This is a genomic window from Cohnella endophytica (assembly GCF_003628305.1).
GTDB lineage: Bacteria > Bacillota > Bacilli > Paenibacillales > Paenibacillaceae > Cohnella > Cohnella endophytica.
Window position 1 is genome coordinate 437,851 of record NZ_RBZM01000007.1, and the last position, 18,837, is coordinate 456,687.

Genomic DNA, 18,837 nt, shown 5'->3' on the forward strand with positions numbered 1-18,837 from the left:
GACAGCGGGAGTTCGAGGCTTCCTCGCGCCAGCCCATGGGATCGCAGTCTTTAATCCGTGCTTCCTGGCGGAGGAAACCAAATCGTTCGAAGGTTGACCCAGCCTTGCGAGTTAAACGTCACTCCCCGCACAGATGGCAAATAGGCGGTCGGCACGGGCTTCTCCGACAAAACGAACAAGAGATGCTCCTTGGTCAGAAGCCTCTCGATCTTATCGAGCTCGAACGTCCTCGCGGACGGATCGGGCTCTTTGCGTACGCGCTGGAGCGCGATCTCGATGTCGATTCGCGCGTGGGCGTCCACATGCTCGGATATCGTCATGTACAGATCGAATCTTCGCAACTGCTCGTCTTGGTCGCGATACGAGGAGAAGAGGATCAGGTCGGAAGCGAGCCGGATCGGGCCTTTGAATTCTTCCGGGGGTACGGAGGCGACTTCGCATGCGTAGCCGTAAGTCGCGAGCTTGGCCGCGAGCGCATCGGCCTCCGATTTGTAAGGAGGAATGGTCGCGATCCGCAGGGGCATGTCGGATTGTCGGTCGTCGCGGGGCTGCCTAACGCGGCTTGAAGCTCTTGGCTTACGCGATCCGGACTCGCTTAAACAAGAGAATAGATGGGCGCGAACGGTCGGATCGGTTAACGGTCCGGCCTTCTGCGTATTGCAAGTAATGAACTTCCTGACCGTCGTGTCCGAGTGAATGCGGCTCCAAGTTCTCGCGGAGGCAGCGCTGTCGTGCATGACATGGAACGGGGACAGTTGCTCTCCCGCGCTTCCGGCCGACTCCGCCTCCCAGGGCACGTGCACGATCTCGACCCGGTCCAAATGCGCGCGTCCTTGAAAATGGGGAGAGAATACCTCCAGCGCGCATAAGCCCTCGTTCATTTCCGTTACCTTGAACGGTCCCGTCCCGAGAGGAGAAGTTCCGAAACGCAGCGTTCCCAGTTGGTTCAGATCCTTCGGCACGATCGCGGCGCGGCTTGTGCACAGGAAAGGAAGGAACAGCTCGTTCGGCTCCTCCAGCTCGAAACGTACGGTCGTCGGATTCAACGCACGGACGGAAGCGATCTGCTTGTAAATGAAATTGTACAGCGTCCGCCGGGAGGAGCGGATCAGGCGCTCGAAGGAAAAAACGACGTCGTCCGCCGTCAGCACCTTGCCATGGTGGAATAAAACTTCCTTGCGCAGATAGAAAGTCCACTTCGTGCGGCTGCCGTCGGTCTCCCAGGCGTGGGCGATGGCCGGCAGAATCTCGTCGCGCCGCTCCGTCCGGCGGACCAGACCGTCGAAGACGTTGCTCGATACGAATGCTTCCGCCAGGAAATTCATATAGAGCGGATCCGCGGTATGAAGGGGCTGTCGGATCGGAAGCCGGAGCATATCGATCTGACGGTCGCTGAACGTTTCCGTATGATGGCCGAAGTAAGTGAGCAACCAGCCTTGCAGATGCTCTTGCAGCGCCGATGAGCCCTTGTAGGTTCTCATCTGGTCGATCGCTTGGGTCACGTCTTTGCGGTTGATCGCCTGCATCATGGATTGTACCGCGATTTCCTCCGGCTGCACGAGGAAGCGCAACGAGGAACGGCGCCCGCGCCCGCGGCTCGCCTCCCAGGAAATCCAGCCGTTGCGGCTCATCGCCCCGATAATATTCGTCGCGTTCCTGGACGTGCATTCGAGCAATTGTCCGATCTCTTCAAGCGTCGTGTCCGCGCTAGCAGCTTCGCCATATCTGGCGTGAAGCCGAAGGAATTGCCGGTGAAGCTTCATCCTCCTCGTCCCCCTTCTCTCCTGTAAAATAGGAAATTCCGCGCAAGTTTATTTCTCTTTATTTTCCTATTTTAACATCTACAATAGGCATTAGAAAACGAGAAGCGGGAGGTCCTCCAATGGATCCGTTAGGTAAAGGAACGGCAGTGCGCCCAATCGTTGGGCTCATAGGGGCATTCATGCTCGCCATCGCCAATCAATATTTGTTCTACGGCGCGATAATCGGGGTATCTTATCCGATCTTCATTCTACTGCTCTACGCATACTTGCTCCACGATAGGAGGAACCGATTGCGGGAGATTTCGGGGTTCGGCTGGTTTATGTTCGCGGTAGTGATGCTGCTTTCCCTTACTTATGCCTTGTTCAATAACCCGTTCTTCTCGGCGCTTAATTTTCTCGCGATTCCGCCGCTTGTTTTTCTTCATATGGCCTATTTGCGCGGAGCGAAAAGAATTCCTTGGTGGGATATCCGGATCATCGAAGAGGCGCTGACCCATCTGTTTGCCTTGAGCATGCGCCATGTCCCTACGGTGTTCCGGATCGTGCGGGTGACGGCGGCTAGAAAGGGCGGGACGCAACGTAAAAGCGCTCTCGGAAAAGTGCTTATCGGCTTGTGTATCTCGGTACCGCTGTTAATCGTCGTCGTGAATTTGCTGGCCTCGGCGGACGGAGTGTTCCAGCGCGCTTTAAGCGGATTTCCGGATTGGTGGAACGGCCTGTCCATCGGCGAAGGCGTTTCCCGGTTGCTCTGGATCCTCCTGGCGGGTATCGCGTTCTTCTGCTATTTATGGGGGTTCGTGAAGCCGGGGCGATCAAGCGTAAAGGTTGACCGTACGGTGACGAAATCGGTGCCGGAGGAATCGCAGTACGTGAGCATGCGAATCGACCCGATCATTATGGCCACGCTGCTCGTATCGGTGAACGTCGTCTACGTGCTGTTCGTCGTCTTGCAGTTCTCCTACTTATTCGGAGCGTGGGAAGGCGCGTTGCCGGACGGCAAGACCTATGCGGAATACGCCAGAAGCGGGTTCATGGAGCTCGTTGCCGTATCGTTCATCAACTTCGCCATCCTCATTATCGCGCTTCTCTCCCGGGGGGCGGAGGATCCGGCCAGGCTGCGAAGCCTAATCTCAAAGCTGCTCTACTTGCTGGTCGGATGCTCCGGCGTCATGCTGTATTCGGCGTATTCGCGGCTCATTCTGTACGAGGAAATGTACGGCTACACGTATATCCGTTTTCTCGTGCACGCGTTCATGATCTTCTTGGCGATTCTTCTGATCATTGCGGCGATCCGCATCCGGACGGACGTCATTCCGCTAGCCAAGTGTTATATCGTCATCGGCTTGGCGTCGTACGTATTCATGAATTACGTGGGCATGGACCGCGTGATCGCCGGCAACAACATCGACAGGTACCGTGAAGGCGGGGCGATCGATCCTCAGTATTTGAGCACCTTATCCGCGGATGCCATGCCGCTCTTGGCGGAATTCAGCAAGAAGGAATATCCGGGATTAAAGCCGCTACTGAAGGATAGATGGAAGGAGCTGGCGAACGAAAGCCGTCGCCCTTGGCAGTCGTTTAATTTATCCGTTTACGCGGCGGAGGAAAAGCTTCATGACTTGTTTAGGGAATAAAGCGGAGAATAAGCACGAGGTATGAGGGAAATTTAAGGCCGTGATTTGCCGAAAATAAGGAGGAGGAATAGGGAATGCCAGCAGGTTATATCAAGGAATTAAGAAAGTTGGTCGGCTCGAGACCGCTCATTATGGCGGGCGCTTGCGTGATCGTATTGGACGGCGAGGGGCGGCTGTTGCTGCAGAGAAGAACGGATACCGGGGACTGGGGAACGATCGGCGGGTCAATGGAGCTAGGGGAATCGTTGGAAGAGACGGCTGAACGCGAATTATTCGAGGAGGCCGGGTTAAGGGCGACATCGTTTAAGTTTATCGCGGTGTACTCCGGCAAGGACATGTACTACAAGTATCCCCATGGCGACGAAATCTACAACGTGGTGGCCATATACGAAGCTGTCGGCGTAGAAGGGGTTCCCTTCGTCAACGACGACGAGGGGTACGAGCTCAAGTATTTCCCTTTGGATCGCCCGATCCCGGAACTGAATCCGTTCACGGAGTATCTGCTGCGTAAAGCGGGCTACATACGGACGGAGTCGGGGCAGTTGGAACCGCAAGGCAGCTCATCGTAATTTCATGCCGATTCCGTGTATAATGAGGTCAGCTATTCAGCGAGACAGGCATGAGGAAGGATGAGAGCATGTTCGGAGTTACGGAATACAGCGTGGAGCTAGTGAAGGATCCCTTTCAAATTCTGGTAGGGAAGCGTTACGAATTCATCATCGACTTGGATATCGACGAGGAAGACGAGCTATACTCGGACAAAGGAATCTATATCAAAGCTATCTACAAGGTGGACGGAGAGATCGGCAGCATCGTCAGCTACGGCTTGATCGAGAAGACGACCGATCGCCGCCTCGACTTCGATCTGGAAACCGAAGAGGAAGCGGAGTTAGCCGCTTTCTGCCAGGAGCATTACCAAGAGGCCGAGGAATAGAGGGAAAGCCGGGGCATGGGCCTTGGCTTTTTTTTCTCCAAAAGCCTGCTGTTCGCGTAGACTTGGCTGGATTCTAAAGGTAAGATCGAAACAGATTCGCATAAAATGGGAAGAGGTGGAAGCTTGTCTTTCGTCATACGTTTGAAATGGTTTTTCAAGGAGCGATGGGGGAGTTACGCGGTAGCTATCGGAATCATGACCGCGGTTAGCTTGCTGTCGATGATTCCTCCCAGGCTGATCGGGAATACGATCGACGCCATGAACAAGCATGACTTGACCTCCTCGGAGCTAAGCCGATCGGTCCTCCTGCTCGTCTGCTTAGCGCTGCTCTTATACGCGATGGTCTACATATGGATTACGACCTTATTCGGGAATTCCATCTTGATCGAGAAAATGCTCAGATCGCGACTCTTGAAGCATCTGACGAGAATGACGCCCGCGTTCTACCAACGCAACACGACGGGCCAACTGATGGCGCTCGCGACGAACGACGTGCTCGCGATCGGGCAGACGGCGGGCTACGGAGTCATGACGCTCGTGAATACGCTCGTAGGGGCATCGGTCGTCGTCGCGATGATGCTTTCCTTCATTAGCGCGAAGCTGATGATCGCCGCGTTGATTCCGTTGCCGCTCCTCGTCTTCGTCATCAGCAAGCTGGGGAATAAGGTCCGTGTCCGCTTCATCGCGGCGCAAGAATCGTTCGGCAAGATGAACGATCATGTGCTGGAGTCGATTTCCGGCATTCGGGTCATTCGTTCCTACGTGCAGGAGAACGACGATCTTCGCGCGTTCGACCGAATGACGTCCGAGGTGATGGACAAGAACAGGCAAGTGTCCAGCGTTAACGCGCTGTTCCAGCCGCTCATCTCGCTCATCGTGGGCGCCAGCTACAGCATCGGCATCGGATACGGTTCTTATCTCGTTTTTCAGGAGGACATCTCGCTAGGACAACTCATTTCCTTCAACATTTACTTAGGAATGCTGATCTGGCCGATGATTTCCTTCGGGGAATTCATTAACGTCTTGCAACGGGGGAGCGCCTCGGCCGAACGGCTGCAGAAAGCATTGAGCCAGCCTGCCGATGTGGAGGACGCGCCGGATCCGGTCGAACTGTCGTCGCCGACATCTATCGATATGAGAGCGTTAAGCTTTACTTACCCGACGTCGACCCATCCTAGCCTTTCCGATGTTTCCGTGAGCGTCGGGCGGGGGGAAACGCTCGGCATCGTCGGTAAGACGGGCAGCGGCAAGAGCACGTTGCTCAAGCAACTGTTGCGGCAATATCCGATCGATCCCGGGAAGCTTGTCGTCTCGGGCGTACCTGTCGAGAGAATCTCCTTGGATCGGATGAAGAAATGGATCGCTTACGTCCCGCAAGAACACCTGTTGTTATCCAAGACGATCCGCGAGAACATCGCGCTGGGCAAGCCGGACGCGACGCCGGAGGAAATCGGGAACGCGGTCGAGATGGCTTCTTTCGCCCAGGATATCGCCCAAATGCCCGAGGGTTTGAATACGATCGTAGGCGAGAACGGCGTCATGCTGTCCGGAGGCCAGAAACAACGGCTCGCGATCGCGAGAGCGCTGCTCGTCGATTCGGAGATACTGTTGCTCGATGATTCGTTGTCCGCGGTGGACGCGAGAACGGAAAGCCGGATTATCGCGAATATCCGCCGGGAACGAGCGGGGCGGACGACGTTAATCACGACGCACAGGCTGTCCGCCGTCAGCCACGCCAATTGGATCGTCGTGCTGGACGAAGGACGGATCCGCGAAGAAGGCACCCACGACCAGCTTATGCTTCATGGCGGCTGGTATAAGGAACAATGGGAACGCCAGCAGATGGAGGCGAGTCTAGAGGAATGAATGCATCCCCGAACAAACTATCTACATCGAGAAGGTTATTAGCGTACGCGCTCGTCTACAAATTCCGAATTCTGGGCGCGATTCTCGTGCTCTGCTGCGCGGTAGGTTCGGAGTTAGGCGGACCTTATTTAATCAAGACGATTATCGATAAACATCTATCCAAGCCGGACGGCGATATGGCTCCGGTGCTGTCGTTGCTGGCCTTCTATATCGGACTGATCGTTCTTGCCGGAATTTGTAATTACGTACAATCCTACACCCTGCAATCTACGGCTCTGCGAATCATCAAGAACATGCGGATGGATCTCATGGGGCACATCCAGCGCATATCGCTCCGTTACTTCGACAATACGCCGATCGGCCAAGTCGTGTCGCGCATCGCCAACGACACGGAAGCGATTCGCGATCTGTTCATGAGCTTCATGGCGACGTTCGTCGTCAGCTTCGTGCAGTTAACGGGCATTTTCGTCGCCTTGTTCTTGTTAGATGCGAGGCTGGCCTCGTATACGCTGCTCTTGCCGCCTGTATTCGCGCTCATCATGTACGTTCATCTAAAATATTCGAAAAAGTACATTGCCGTCATGCGCGCACGCTTAAGCGACATGAACGCGATGATCAGCGAGTCGATCGCGGTCATGCCGATCATCCAAGCGTTTCGCAGGGAGAAGGTAACGCTCGAAGAGTTCGAGGTTCTGAACGAGGACCGCTACGTGAACCAGGTTAAGCAGTTCCGCGTGTTCTCCTTATCTTCCCGCAATATCGTGGGTACGATCGGAAGCTTGGTGACGGCGTTCGTCATCTGGTACTTCGGCCGCAGCTCACTCGAGGGAACGGCCATCTCGTTCGGCGTTTTCTATGTATTCATCGATTATCTGGGACGCGTCTTCAATCCGATCATCGGAATCTTCGATCAACTGACGAACGCGCAGAGAGCTTTCGTCTCGGCGGAGAAGGTGTTCGCGATTCTGGACCTGGAGGGCGAAGACGTCGAAGAGACGGGAGAAGTCGGACGCCCGCAAGGCGTCGTGAAGTTCGAGGACGTTACCTTCGCTTACAACGAAGGCGAGAACGTGCTAAAGAACATCTCCTTCGAGGCGCGCAAGGGAGAAACCGTCGCGTTGGTCGGGCACACGGGCTCGGGGAAGAGCTCGATCATCAATCTGCTGCTCGGATTCTACGAGCCGGGAACTGGCCGGATCACAATCGACGGAGAGGATATCTCCGGGTTGTCGAAGCAAGCGTTGCGCAAGCATATGGGTATCGTGTTGCAGGATCCGTACTTGTTCGCGGGCGATATTAAGTTCAACGTAAGCTTGTACAATGGAGACATTACGTTGGAGCGGGTGAAGAAGGCGCTGAAGGATGTCGGAGCGGCTTCGTTCGTCGAGCAGCTTCCGAACGGCTACGACGAGCAAGTCGTGGAGCGGGGCAGCACGTTGTCTTCCGGACAACGCCAGCTTATTTCCTTCGCGAGGGCGCTTGCGTTCGACCCTTCGATCCTCATTCTCGACGAGGCGACGGCCAGCATCGACAGCGAGACGGAAGGCCTGATCCAGCAAGCGCTCAAGGTCGTAAGCGAAGGGCGCACGACACTCGTCATCGCCCATCGGCTGTCCACGATCAGGGAAGCGAACCAGATTCTCGTCCTGCACCGCGGGGAGATCGTCGAACGCGGCGATCATGACGAGTTGATGGCGCTCGAAGGACGTTACTATAAGATGTATCAGCTGCAAAAAGGGGAAAAGGCTTCGATGGCCGTATAGGCGAAGTGCTAATATTTAAGCCTCCGGGGTGAGAAAAATGGCTGCCATCGCAATAACGAAGCAACAAGCTAGAAGATTCATGTTGATCCTCCAAGGATTAAGCGGCGATTTCGAGTTTAGAGGCAAGGAAGGAATGCTTGCTTACTTTAGGCGCGTAGGGTGCATTCAATATGATCCGCTTAACGTCGTAGGAACCAACCCGGAGCTTGTCTTGCAGTCCCGAATCGAAGATTTCGACCGCGGCATGCTGAGCGGGCTATTGTATCAGGATCGCAAGCTCATCGACTATTGGGACAAGCAAATGTCGATTTTCCCCGTGGAAGATTGGCCTTATTTCAAACGGCTTCGCGAGCATTACGGGGCATGGTGCCTGTCCAACGAATCGGCTGTGAATCGGGTACGAAGCGAGATCGAGAGCAGAGGGTTTTTGTGCTCCGGCGATCTGGACGACGACGAGAAGGTGGATTGGGCATGGGGGCCGACAAGGTTGTCCCGCGCCGCGCTGGAAGGCATGTATCATGGCGGGCATCTGAGCATTCACCATAAGGTCAACACCCGCAAGTATTATGATCTGACGGAGCGTTTGATTCCGGAAGAATTGCACGCCTCGCCTGATCCTTTCGAGACGGACGAGCAATATTATGCCTGGTACGTGCTTCGGCGCATCGGCAGCGTGGGGCTCCTATGGAACAGACCGAGCGACGCATGGCTGGGTATCCGCGGATTAAAAAGCAGCCAGAGGAACGAAGCGTTCGCTAGGCTGACGGAAGAAAAGCTTATCGTGGACATCCAAGTGGAGGGCATAGCGCATCCGCTGTATATGCGAACCGAAGACGAGCCTTTCCTGCGGGAGGCTTTATCGTATAATTCGCGGGAAGAACGGGCAAGCATACTTGCCCCGCTGGACAACCTGCTCTGGGACCGGCAGTTGATCAAGGAGCTGTTCGACTTCGAATATCGCTGGGAGGTTTACAAGCCGGCGGCCGAAAGGCAGTACGGATACTACGTGCTCCCCGTCGTGTACGGAGACAGGATCGTAGCCCGGTTCGATCCGGTCAAGCATCGCAAGAACACTCCGTTCTCTATCCGTCAATGGTGGTGGGAAGAACACGTGGACGCGAATAACGCGACTATGCGAGAGAGTGTTACGAAGTGCCTCGAACAGTTCGCTGCGAATTTAGGGACGAAGTATGAAGCTTCTCCTATCTAATCGGCCGATTTGTAGGATCAAGGTTGAATGCCCGACAACCTGCAGAAAGTACAGTCTAATATCTCAAATTCGTCTCTGAGAAGAAACAACCTGCATTTTATACAGGCCAATGTCAGCCAAAGTGCGATAAACGAGCCAATACCCCCACCCAACCTGCGCAAAATACACCTTGATCGGCGAAAAGTCGCACAATGCGCCAAACACACTGTAGGAAATGCAGGTTAGCTTATCGAGGCCTCACTCGCCGATGCGGGTGGGGGCTTTTTTTCGATTCTCTCGACTGCCAATTCGCCAATCCTCCCATCCCTCGCACCCCGTAGTTCGGATTCCCATAGCCCACCAGACCCACAAATTCCATAGTGTGCGACGCGCATCGAACCCTAGGCTCATTTCCATTCTTTACAAAAGGTTTCATGTGTAATATATTTATTACACATATAAAAACTGTATTACGCAGGAGCGGGGCCAAGCCAATGAATCTAACCGGAAATGAGCTGCTGCAAGTTTTCGAGGCTTTGGCGAACCCCCATCGCATGCGAATCGTTTCCTCCTTGAGAGAAGGCAGGAAGTACGTTAGCGAGCTGGCGCGAGAGGTTCGCATGAGCAGGCCGTTGCTGTATATGCATCTTCATCGGATGGAAATCGCGGGTCTCGTGTCGGCGCGCTTGGAATTATCCGATGACGGGAAGGCCAAGAAATATTATGAGTTAACGGAATTCGAGTTGCTATTAACGCCGGACGCGATCTCAGACGCCGTTCGTACGCTGACGGACAAGAACGCTGCCGAGACTTCGACGCTTGAGGAGGAATAGGGATATGGGTGGCAACATTTACGGGTACCTGGGGATGGGATTCTCCATCGTCGTCGTGGTGGTCGGCATGATCAGCTACATCACCACCATGCAACAAAAGCATAAGACGAGACAAATGCAAATCCAGAACGGCGGCGATATTGCACGCGAGGAGCATTACCGCAAGCTGGCGGAAACCGTCGTGCTCCAACAGAAGCAGATCCAAGAAGGGCAAGAGAAGCTGCACGGCGAAATCGCCGAAATTCGCGGAAGGCTGACGTCCATAGAGAAGTTGCTCCGCGACGTGGAATAAAGCGCAGCAAGCAGAAAGCCGCCAGTACCGTCGCATAAGACGGTACTGGCGGCTTTCTTGACGCATTCCGTACCTTGACCGCCTAACGGCCGGCCATTTTGTTGAGATCCGAAGCAAGCTTGTCCAACTGCAGGAAGCTATCCACCACGTCTCCGATCCGTTTGTCCTGGGTCGTCATGCTGGCGGACATCTCTTGAACGGAGGCCATGTTCTGTTCCGTGGCGCCCGCGATCGTGACGATCTGATCGGTAATCTTATTGTATTGATGCTGCAGGTCGTCGGCGGACCGGTTCACTTCGGTCGATTGCTGCTCTACCTTCGAGGCATCCCGCGCGAGCGAGCGCATAACCTCCGCAACCTTCTTGACCGCGGCGCTGCTCTCGGACACCGTCTGCTGTCCTTCGATGACCTGTTCGGCGGCGAGCGTCGTCTTCGAGCGGATCGTCTCGAGAATGTTCTCGATCTGCTCGGTCGATTCCTTGGACGATTCCGCCAGCTTGCGGATTTCGTGAGAGACGACGGCAAAGCCTTTGCCGTGCTCGCCCGCCCGCGCGGCTTCGATGGCCGCGTTCAAGGCAAGCAGGTTCGTCTGGTTGGAGATGCTCTTGATCGTCGAGACGATGCTTCCGATCTGCTGATTCTGCTCGTTCAATTCGGTCATCAATTCGACCGACGAGTCGATGGTCGTATGAACGTGCTCCATCCGGCTCTCGAGAACTTCGGCTTCCCGACTGCCGATTTCCGTCAGTTGAACGGAGCTTTCCGACAAGGATTTCATTTCGTTCGAACGTTCCGCTAACGAGAAAACTTCACGCTCGACGAAACGAACGGATTCGCTCATGCCGTTAATGCCGGTCGTCTGCATCTCGATGCTGGCCGTCACTTCGGCGAAGGCGGTCGTCACTTCCTTGGAGATCGTGCCGGTAGAGGTCATGTTCGTCTTCAGATTAGAACTGAAATCGTTTAACGCGGCAAGGGAGACCGCGACATTGTCGACGATGCCCTGCGCCCGGTTTCTCTCGGAGAAGGCTTGCTCGCGCTGGGAGTGCGCTTCCGCTTGCAGACGTTCGCTGAATTTCGCGGAGAAATAAAGGGGCGCAGCGACGAGCACGAGATACATTAGCAACGTGGAGAAGGCATTGTCTCCGAACATTTTTTCGCTATATGGGCTAACGAATAAGTAGACGGTTACCGCCGCGCCGGATAGTCCGGAGAAGGCGATCGATCGGGAATTGCTGTAAAGGGTCATGATGGCGAGATTGATATAGACGAGGAAGTAAGTCGTAATGACGGGATCGGTCAGAACCAAGAGAAGCGTAAGTACGGTAATGATCGACGATACTAAATACATAATATAGTTCGATAACCAACGTTTGTACGTAAGCGTCGTTGCCAATCCGCAGGCGATCGTTCCCACGATAACGAGCATGACGATCGATCTCGCGGGAGCGGCCGTCAAGAAATCCACGATGATGCCGAGCGCGAGCATGCCCCAGAGTACTTTCACTAGAAGTTTGTTTCTGAGATGCAATGTTTCGTTTAATTGCACTAAGATGTCCGCCTTCCAACAAGGAATATTTTAGTAAAAATAATACCATATGTCGCCACCGTCCGACAGTCCAACATCGGAGAACGGGCAAGGTCGAGTACGAATGTTCAATTGTTCCCAAGCAATCGTGCTAGACTTCCTTAAGAATGGTACACTAAGGTGCAAGCGGTATATAACTAGTCAACCTGGAAAGGGATGAGGAGCATGAACGCGTTCGAATTATACAATCCGACGAAGCTAGTCTTCGGGGCGGATAAGGTCAGCCGGCTAGGAGAATTGGTCGAGCCTTACGGCAAACGGGTCTTGCTCGTCTACGGCGGCGGAAGCATTAAGAAATCGGGATTATACGACGACGTGATTTCTCAGCTTAACGAAATCAAGGCGATCGTCCACGAGCTTTCCGGCATCGAACCGAATCCTCGTCTGACAACGGTGAACAAGGGGATAGAAATCTGCCGCGCGGAGAAAATCGAGTTCGTGTTAGCGGTAGGCGGAGGCAGCGTATTGGACGCGGCCAAAGCGATCGCGGCGGGCGCGTTATACGACGGGGACGTATGGGACTTTACGATCCGCCAGGCGGTTATCCAGGAGGCGCTGCCGATCGGTACGGTGCTGACCTTGGCTGCGACCGGCTCGGAAATGAACGGAAACGCGGTGATCTCCAACTGGGAAACGAAGGAAAAGCGGGGACTGGGCAGCAAGCACGTATACCCACAATTCTCGATTCTCGATCCGAAGCTAACCTATTCCGTTCCCCGGAATCAGACGGTTAACGGCATCGTCGATATCATGTCGCACGTGTTCGAGCAGTATTTCTCGTTGACGACGGACATTCCTCTCCAGGAGCGGTTTGCCGAATCGATTCTGCTGACCGTTATCGAGAACGGAGAGAAGGCGCTCGAGGACGGAACCGATTACGACGCGCGGGCGAACCTTCTGCTTGCCGGCACCTATGCCTTGAACGGAACGTTACCGAACGGGGTAACCACCGACTGGGCGACGCACGGCATCGAGCACGAGGTAAGCGCGATTTACGATATCGCCCACGGGGCGGGGCTCGCGATTATTTTCCCGAATTGGATGAAGTATGTTTACAAGGAACGCGTAGGCAAATTCGCGCGATATGCCGAACGGGTATGGGGCATCGATCCGGCCGGCAAGAGCGAAGACGAGCTCGCGATCGCGGGCATCGAGGCTACGCGCGCATACTTCACGCGCATTGGAGCGCCGGCTACGCTCGGAGAACTCGACATCGACGGCCAGCATTTGGACCGGATGGCTGATGAAGCTACGCGGTTCGGTCCGATCGGGACCTTCAAGCAACTGAACAAAGACGATGTAGTCAACATCCTGACGGCATCCTTGTAAGCTGGAGAAACGGTTCGATCATATGAAAGGGCAGTTCCTCGGGTCGTTTCACGACCTGAAGAGCTGCCCTTTATGCTTGCCGGGAGTTATGATTCTATAATCCCAGATGAAGCTTGCGGGTATTGAGCATGCCTTCCAGCCCGGTAGGATCATTCCGGGTTTTGAAGGAAACGAACCGCTCCGCGGCTTCCGAGGTTCGAACGCGAAGCGGTTTGACCTCTTGCTTAACGAGATCGAGGACGACCTCGGCCACGGATTCGGAGGTTTGGGGAACGGAAGCGCGCTTCGAGAAATTAGCGATGTAGGCATCGATCAGCGTTTTGTATTCGTCTTCCAGAATGCCCCCGGTGCTGCCGATCTGCTTCAGGACGGTTTGATTGAAATTCGTGGCGATGGCGCCCGGTTCGAGCAAGGTAATGTCGATGTTGAACAAAGGCTTGTAATAAGTGGCCATACTCTCCAGCAAGCCTTCCACGGCGAACTTGCTCGCGCAGTACACTTCGTTAAACGGCTGGCCGACCAGACCGCCCACGCTCGAAGTCGCGATGATATGCGCGGCGCCTGCTTCGCGAAGCAGCGGAAGCGCGCTTTTGATCGTATGCATGACTCCGTAGACGTTCGTATCGAACACGTCCTTGATCTCTTCCATCGGCGCCTGACCCAAAGCGCGCAGATAGCCGAATCCGGCATTGCAGAACAGGACGTCCAGCTTGCCTCCCGTTTGTTGTCCGATTTCCCCGAAAGTTCTTTCCAGGGAGGCGGGATCCGTCACTTCCATCTCATGCCAGCTTAAGTTGGCTACCTGTCCGTAAGCGGCTTGGTCCCGCTCGACATTCCGCGTGCCCGCGAACACCGTCCAACCGTTCTTCGCGAACAGAAGCGCCGTCGCCAGTCCGATGCCCGCGGAAGCTCCCGTAATCGCAATCGTTTTACTCATACGCAATACAACCCCTTTATTAATGGATTCGATTGGGCAGCTCTTTGGCAATTATAACAAACGCGGGGAGATTGCCCATCCCCCCTCCGAGAATAAGGAATTCACGATTTGGAAACAATACCCTTTGATTTCATGGTGAAGCGGGGTGGGGTTATGGGTTTTTTTCGTAATATGTTTTCCAACAATCGTCACGTAAACATGAGTAGAAAAAAAGCCGCTCCGGCGAAGGAGAACGATAAGCCGGTTAGCCCTACGCTTCAAGATAATTTCGCTTATATCGAACAGGCGCTTTTTCGCACCGAAGATTTGGTGCGGCGTCCTCTCGCCTACTTATCGAAGCCCGGGGTCCTTTTATACCTCAGTTCCGTATGCGACTCCCAGAAAATACACGAAACGATCCTGAAGCCGATGGCGCAAGCGGGAGCGGACGACCTCGAAGTCGTTCTGACGGCTACTCTCGTGGAGAAATATAGCAGCCTTGAACCCGTAATCGACCTTATGCTCCGGGGTTATGCCGTCATATTCCTGGAGGGTCGCCAAGAGTGCCATGCGGTTAGGGCCGCTTTCATTAACCTGAGAAGCGTGGACGAGCCGGCGAACGAGAAATCGATTCAAGGGTCGCATGACGGATTCATCGAAAGCTTGCCCGTGAATCTTCAGCTTATCCGCAAACAGATCAATAGCCGAAATCTGATCGTTCGACGATATACGCTCGGCAATATCACGAAGACGGATGCGGCGATCGTGTATTTGAACAACTTGGCGAATCCGGAAGTCGTGGATGAGATCGACCAACGAATATCCGCGGTTAACGCCGACAACATCATGTCCGGCTATCTGTTGCTTGAATATATAGAGAACCAATCGTACTCTCCGTTTCCGCAAATCTTGCAGACGGAAAGGCCGGACAGGGTGGTAGGCAACTTATTGGAGGGACGTGTGGCTCTTCTGACGGAGGGAACTCCGGCGGCGTTGGTTATGCCCGTGACCTTTTTCGCGTTCTATCAATCTCCCGACGACTATAACAGCCGTTCCTTGGCCGGATCGTTTATCAGACTGCTGAGACTCTTTAGCTTTTTCATTGCGATTACCCTTCCGGCTTATTATATCGCGGTCTTATCGTTTCACTACGAGGTTATCCCGATGGAGCTGTTCTATCAGATCAAAGGCAGCGTCGAGAAAATTCCCTATCCCCCGATACTGGAAGCCCTGTTCATGGAACTCGCGATCGAACTGCTCAGGGAAGCGGGCATGCGCCTCCCTTCTCCGATCGGCCAGACGATCGGCATCGTAGGAGGTTTGGTCATCGGGGACGCCGTCGTGAAGGTCGGTCTCGTATCCTATCCGATGATTACCGTCGTCGCTTTGACAGCGATTGCCTCGTTCGTCATTCCTTCCCACGAGATGAGTTATTCCGTCCGGCTTCTGCGGTTTCCCGTGATGATCCTCGCGTCGTTGTTCGGCTTTATCGGGATTTTCTTCGGTTTGACGATGATCTTCGCCCACCTCTGCAAGCTAGAGTCTTTCGGAACCCCTTATTTCGCTCCTGCCTCGCCTATGCGCCTGAAGGATTGGAAAGACGCGCTTATTCGGTCCCCTTTCTGGAAGCTGAACGAGCGACCGTTGGACGCGCGGCCTTTGAAGTTGGAGCAAGAGAATGGCAAGCGGAAGGGGAACGGCGATGATCGCGGCTAAAGAGAAGATCACGCCTGGACAATTCATGATGACGGTCATTCAAGCTCAGATCGGCGTAGGCGTATTGTTCTTGCCTTCCTCGGTTCAATCCGTTGCCTTCAACGATGCTTGGATATCGGTTATTCTGTCCGGCGTAACGGCATTCCTGCTCATTCTGGTCATGTGGGGGTTGGCAAGGAGATTTCCGTCGGTTACTTTTCTGGAATATTTGCCATTGTTGCTTGGGAAAGTATTCGGCAAAACGGTGCTCGTTTTCTATGCGGCGTTTTTTATTCTCGAATGCAGCTTGGTATTGGTTCTGTTCGCGGACGTGATCAAGGATTGGATATTCACCAACACGCCGACTTGGGTAATCTTGAGTTTGGCGCTCATAGCCTCCCTATACATTGCTCAGGAGAATATCCGGACGATTGCGCGGTTTCTCGTGTTGACGTTCGTTTTGATCTTTCTCCTGGTCATCATCGCAGCCTATGCTTTTCGGGATGCCAATATCCTGTATATTTTGCCGATTAACCAGAGCGGGTTTCCCAGCATTCTGAAAGGTGTCGTAAAATCAATGAACTCGTTTTACGGGTTCGAGATGCTCTTGTTCTGTTTCCCCTATGTGCTGGGAGAGGGCAAAAGCATTCTGAAAGCTACCGTTTTGGCCAACATTTTCTCTACTTTGTTCTACACCTTCTTGGTATTCACCTGTCTGATCGTGTTCAGTCCGGAGGAGCTTAAAGTGATACCGCAGCCTGTACTGTATATGGTTAAAGCTTTATCCTTTACGATAATCGAACGGGCGGATCTTTATTTCATGACGATCTGGGCAGTCGTGGTCGTCTCTACGGTCATAGCCTATCTCTTCATGTCGTCCAGAACGATATCCGTCTTGTTGGGGCAGAAAAAGCATCGGCGTACCGCTCCTTACGTGGCCTTGTTCATTTTGATTATCTCGCTAATTCCCCATAATCAGGAAATGATCAATGTTTTGCAGACGTACGTAGGTATTTTGTCCGGCGCCTTGCTTGTAGGTTTTCCGCTTATTCTGTTAGGCATATCGTATGGTTTCGGAATAAAAGGGAAGGAGCAGCCGGGATGAAGAAGCGATGGGCTCGGATCGGTCTGCGTGCGGGACTGTGCGGTTTTTTTCTATTGTGCGGGTGTTGGGATCAGCACCTTCTGAAGGACGAGAGGAACGTAAGCATCGGCGGGATGGACGCGGGTCAAGGAGATAAGCTTGTCGCAACGGTTTCTATCCGGGACATTACGACCACGGAGCTGGGAAGCAAGGACTTGAGCGAGGTACATACCGTACTGGCGCGGACGACCCAGCATGCCAGGGACCTCCTTAACGACGAAGTCTCCGGAGATTATTCCAATTCGAAAATGCGCGTTCTTCTGCTGGGAGAAGAGTTGGCCAAAAACCATGATTTCATGCCGCACATGGACGTCTATTATCGCGATCCCAAAAGCCCGCTCAGCGCAAGGGTCGCGGTGACGCAAGGGACGGCTAAAGAGATGGTCGAGCTGCGAAAAATCGGAAGTCGTACAATCGGTTTATATATCGACAATCTCTTGAAAAGCTCCGTGGACACTTCCTCTATTCCCGACGTGAATATACAGACGCTGCATCCGTTGGATCGCGGATACGATTTCGCGGTGCCTTATTTGACGATCAAGGACAGTATGCCATCCTTGCTCGGAACCGCCTTGTTCAGCGGAACTCGCATGACGGGTAAGCTTAATTTGGACGAATCCAAACTTTACCTCCTCTTATGCGACCAGATCGGCAAGACGCTCAAGTTAACGCTCAAGTCGAATACTCCGAGCGCGCCAGATGGCTATGAATACGTCACGGTCGACGTTAATAAAGCAAAGCGGAAGTTTAAGGTGACGGTTACGAAGGACGGGGAAATTCGAGCGCGGCTCCATTTGAGGCTCCGGGTTACTGTGGTCGAGGATCCGAGCAATCATTTGTATAAGATGGCCGTCATGCACGATCTGGAGCGGCACCTCTCGCGGGAGTTGACTTCGAACGCGCAGGATGTCGTCGAGAAAATTCAACGAGCCAATCACGACGGGTTCGGCATTGCCCGCAGGCTGATGTCCTTTCACCCGAAGGTTTGGGAACAACTCGATTGGAATAAGGAGTATCCGAGAATTCCGTTCGATACGAGCGTTTCCCTGCAGATCATCAATACGGGAATCACGGATTGACGAGCAGGAGAACGGGCATTCGGGGGAGAAGGAGTAGGGATCAAGGTTTCGGTCTTTACTTCAAGGAGGTACATATTCGGATGGCGATAACGCTAAGAGAAGCGATGCGAAGCTTGGAAGAAATGGGAACGGAACAAACGAAGAAGACGCATATTCGCCATGGGGCGCGCGAGCCGTTGTTCGGCGTTCGGGTCGGCGATATGAAGAAGCTGGTCAAGGACGTGAAGAAGGATCAGGACATTGCCCTTGCTCTATATGCAACGGGGAATAGCGATGCCATGTACTTGGCGGGATTGACGGTAAATCCGAAGACGGTCGCGAAAGAAGTGCTACGGGAATGGGCGCGCGGCGCCTATTGGTACATGATCGCCGAATATACCGTCGCGGGCGTTGCCGCCGAGGGCCCCTACGCGTTAGAGCTGGCCAGGGAGTGGATCGAATCTCCGGACGAGCAAGTTGCGACTTGCGGTTGGAGCACCTACGCCAACTACGTTTCGATCGCACCCGACGAGGAGCTCGATATGGAGGAGATCCAAGCGTTGTTGCGACGGATCGAAGCGAGCATTCACGGAGAGCGCAACCGCGTCCGGTATACGATGAACGGCTTCGTTATCGCGGTCGGGACATACGTAGTTCCCTTACAAGGTATCGCGAAGGGAGTCGCGGAAGCGATAGGCAAAGTCCATGTTAATGTGGGAGAGACTGCGTGCAAGGTGCCGTTAGCTACCGACTATATCGATAAAATCGTTTTGATGGATCGGGTGGGCCGAAAGAGGAAAACTTGTATTTGTTGAGGGAGCCATTCGGGAATG

General features: G+C 54.0%; 16 protein-coding genes. 13 read left to right on the top strand and 3 right to left on the bottom strand.

Annotation, left to right across the window (positions count from 1 at the left end; all coding sequences use genetic code 11):
- Positions 1-50 precede the first annotated feature (50 nt).
- Positions 51-1,763 (bottom strand): ABC transporter substrate-binding protein, encoded by a 1,713-nt coding sequence (locus D7Z26_RS17920; protein WP_120978357.1) that lies wholly within the window; start codon positions 1,761-1,763, stop codon positions 51-53.
- Between the two features lie 119 nt (positions 1,764-1,882).
- Between D7Z26_RS17920 and D7Z26_RS17925 the strand changes: the two genes are divergently transcribed.
- The 8 genes from D7Z26_RS17925 (at position 1,883) to D7Z26_RS17960 (ending at position 10,274) form a co-directional block, all read left to right on the top strand.
- Positions 1,883-3,397, top strand: coding sequence for a DUF4153 domain-containing protein (locus D7Z26_RS17925; RefSeq protein ID WP_120978359.1), 1,515 nt, complete (start codon positions 1,883-1,885; stop codon positions 3,395-3,397).
- A gap of 74 nt (positions 3,398-3,471) precedes the next feature.
- Positions 3,472-3,966, top strand: a complete 495-nt coding sequence (locus D7Z26_RS17930; RefSeq protein ID WP_120978361.1) for an NUDIX hydrolase — start codon at positions 3,472-3,474, stop codon at positions 3,964-3,966.
- Positions 3,967-4,034: 68 nt separating this feature from the next.
- The gene (locus D7Z26_RS17935) at positions 4,035-4,331 is read left to right on the top strand and encodes a DUF6509 family protein (protein ID WP_120978362.1); all 297 of its coding nucleotides are present in this window, start codon (positions 4,035-4,037) and stop codon (positions 4,329-4,331) included.
- A 123-nt stretch (positions 4,332-4,454) separates the two neighbouring features.
- Entirely contained in the window at positions 4,455-6,197 is a 1,743-nt protein-coding gene (locus D7Z26_RS17940; protein ID WP_120978364.1) for an ABC transporter ATP-binding protein, read from the top strand.
- On the top strand, positions 6,194-7,960 hold the full coding sequence (locus D7Z26_RS17945) for an ABC transporter ATP-binding protein (protein ID WP_120978366.1): 1,767 nt from the start codon (positions 6,194-6,196) through the stop codon (positions 7,958-7,960). Before D7Z26_RS17940 ends, D7Z26_RS17945 begins: the two co-directional genes overlap by 4 nt.
- A 37-nt stretch (positions 7,961-7,997) precedes the next feature.
- Entirely contained in the window at positions 7,998-9,170 is a 1,173-nt protein-coding gene (locus tag D7Z26_RS17950; RefSeq protein ID WP_120978367.1) for a winged helix-turn-helix domain-containing protein, read from the top strand.
- 473 nt (positions 9,171-9,643) lie between these two features.
- The gene (locus D7Z26_RS17955; protein ID WP_120978369.1) at positions 9,644-9,982 is read left to right on the top strand and encodes an ArsR/SmtB family transcription factor; all 339 of its coding nucleotides are present in this window, start codon (positions 9,644-9,646) and stop codon (positions 9,980-9,982) included.
- Positions 9,983-9,986: 4 nt separating this feature from the next.
- Positions 9,987-10,274, top strand: a complete 288-nt coding sequence (locus D7Z26_RS17960; RefSeq protein WP_120978371.1) for a hypothetical protein — start codon at positions 9,987-9,989, stop codon at positions 10,272-10,274.
- Between the two features lie 82 nt (positions 10,275-10,356).
- Here D7Z26_RS17960 and D7Z26_RS17965 read toward each other — a convergent pair whose 3' ends face one another.
- Positions 10,357-11,823, bottom strand: a complete 1,467-nt coding sequence (locus D7Z26_RS17965) for a methyl-accepting chemotaxis protein (protein WP_120978373.1) — start codon at positions 11,821-11,823, stop codon at positions 10,357-10,359.
- A 204-nt stretch (positions 11,824-12,027) separates the two neighbouring features.
- Here D7Z26_RS17965 and D7Z26_RS17970 point away from each other — a divergent pair, with 204 nt between their 5' ends.
- Complete coding sequence (locus D7Z26_RS17970; protein ID WP_120978374.1) at positions 12,028-13,191, top strand: iron-containing alcohol dehydrogenase; 1,164 nt, start codon at positions 12,028-12,030, stop codon at positions 13,189-13,191.
- Positions 13,192-13,285: 94 nt separating this feature from the next.
- Here the strand turns inward: D7Z26_RS17970 and D7Z26_RS17975 are convergent, their stop codons facing one another.
- Positions 13,286-14,128, bottom strand: a complete 843-nt coding sequence (locus D7Z26_RS17975; RefSeq protein WP_120978376.1) for an SDR family oxidoreductase — start codon at positions 14,126-14,128, stop codon at positions 13,286-13,288.
- A gap of 198 nt (positions 14,129-14,326) precedes the next feature.
- Here D7Z26_RS17975 and D7Z26_RS17980 point away from each other — a divergent pair, with 198 nt between their 5' ends.
- The 4 genes from D7Z26_RS17980 (at position 14,327) to D7Z26_RS17995 (ending at position 18,819) form a co-directional block, all read left to right on the top strand.
- On the top strand, positions 14,327-15,823 hold the full coding sequence (locus D7Z26_RS17980) for a spore germination protein (protein WP_120978466.1): 1,497 nt from the start codon (positions 14,327-14,329) through the stop codon (positions 15,821-15,823).
- Positions 15,786-16,907, top strand: coding sequence for a GerAB/ArcD/ProY family transporter (locus D7Z26_RS17985; RefSeq protein WP_120978467.1), 1,122 nt, complete (start codon positions 15,786-15,788; stop codon positions 16,905-16,907). Before D7Z26_RS17980 ends, D7Z26_RS17985 begins: the two co-directional genes overlap by 38 nt.
- Positions 16,904-18,025 carry a Ger(x)C family spore germination protein gene (locus D7Z26_RS17990; RefSeq protein WP_120978378.1) on the top strand — a complete coding sequence of 374 codons (1,122 nt, stop codon included), beginning with the start codon at positions 16,904-16,906 and terminating at the stop codon, positions 18,023-18,025. Before D7Z26_RS17985 ends, D7Z26_RS17990 begins: the two co-directional genes overlap by 4 nt.
- Before the next feature lie 86 nt (positions 18,026-18,111).
- Complete coding sequence (locus tag D7Z26_RS17995; RefSeq protein WP_120978468.1) at positions 18,112-18,819, top strand: DNA alkylation repair protein; 708 nt, start codon at positions 18,112-18,114, stop codon at positions 18,817-18,819.
- Positions 18,820-18,837 lie beyond the last annotated feature (18 nt).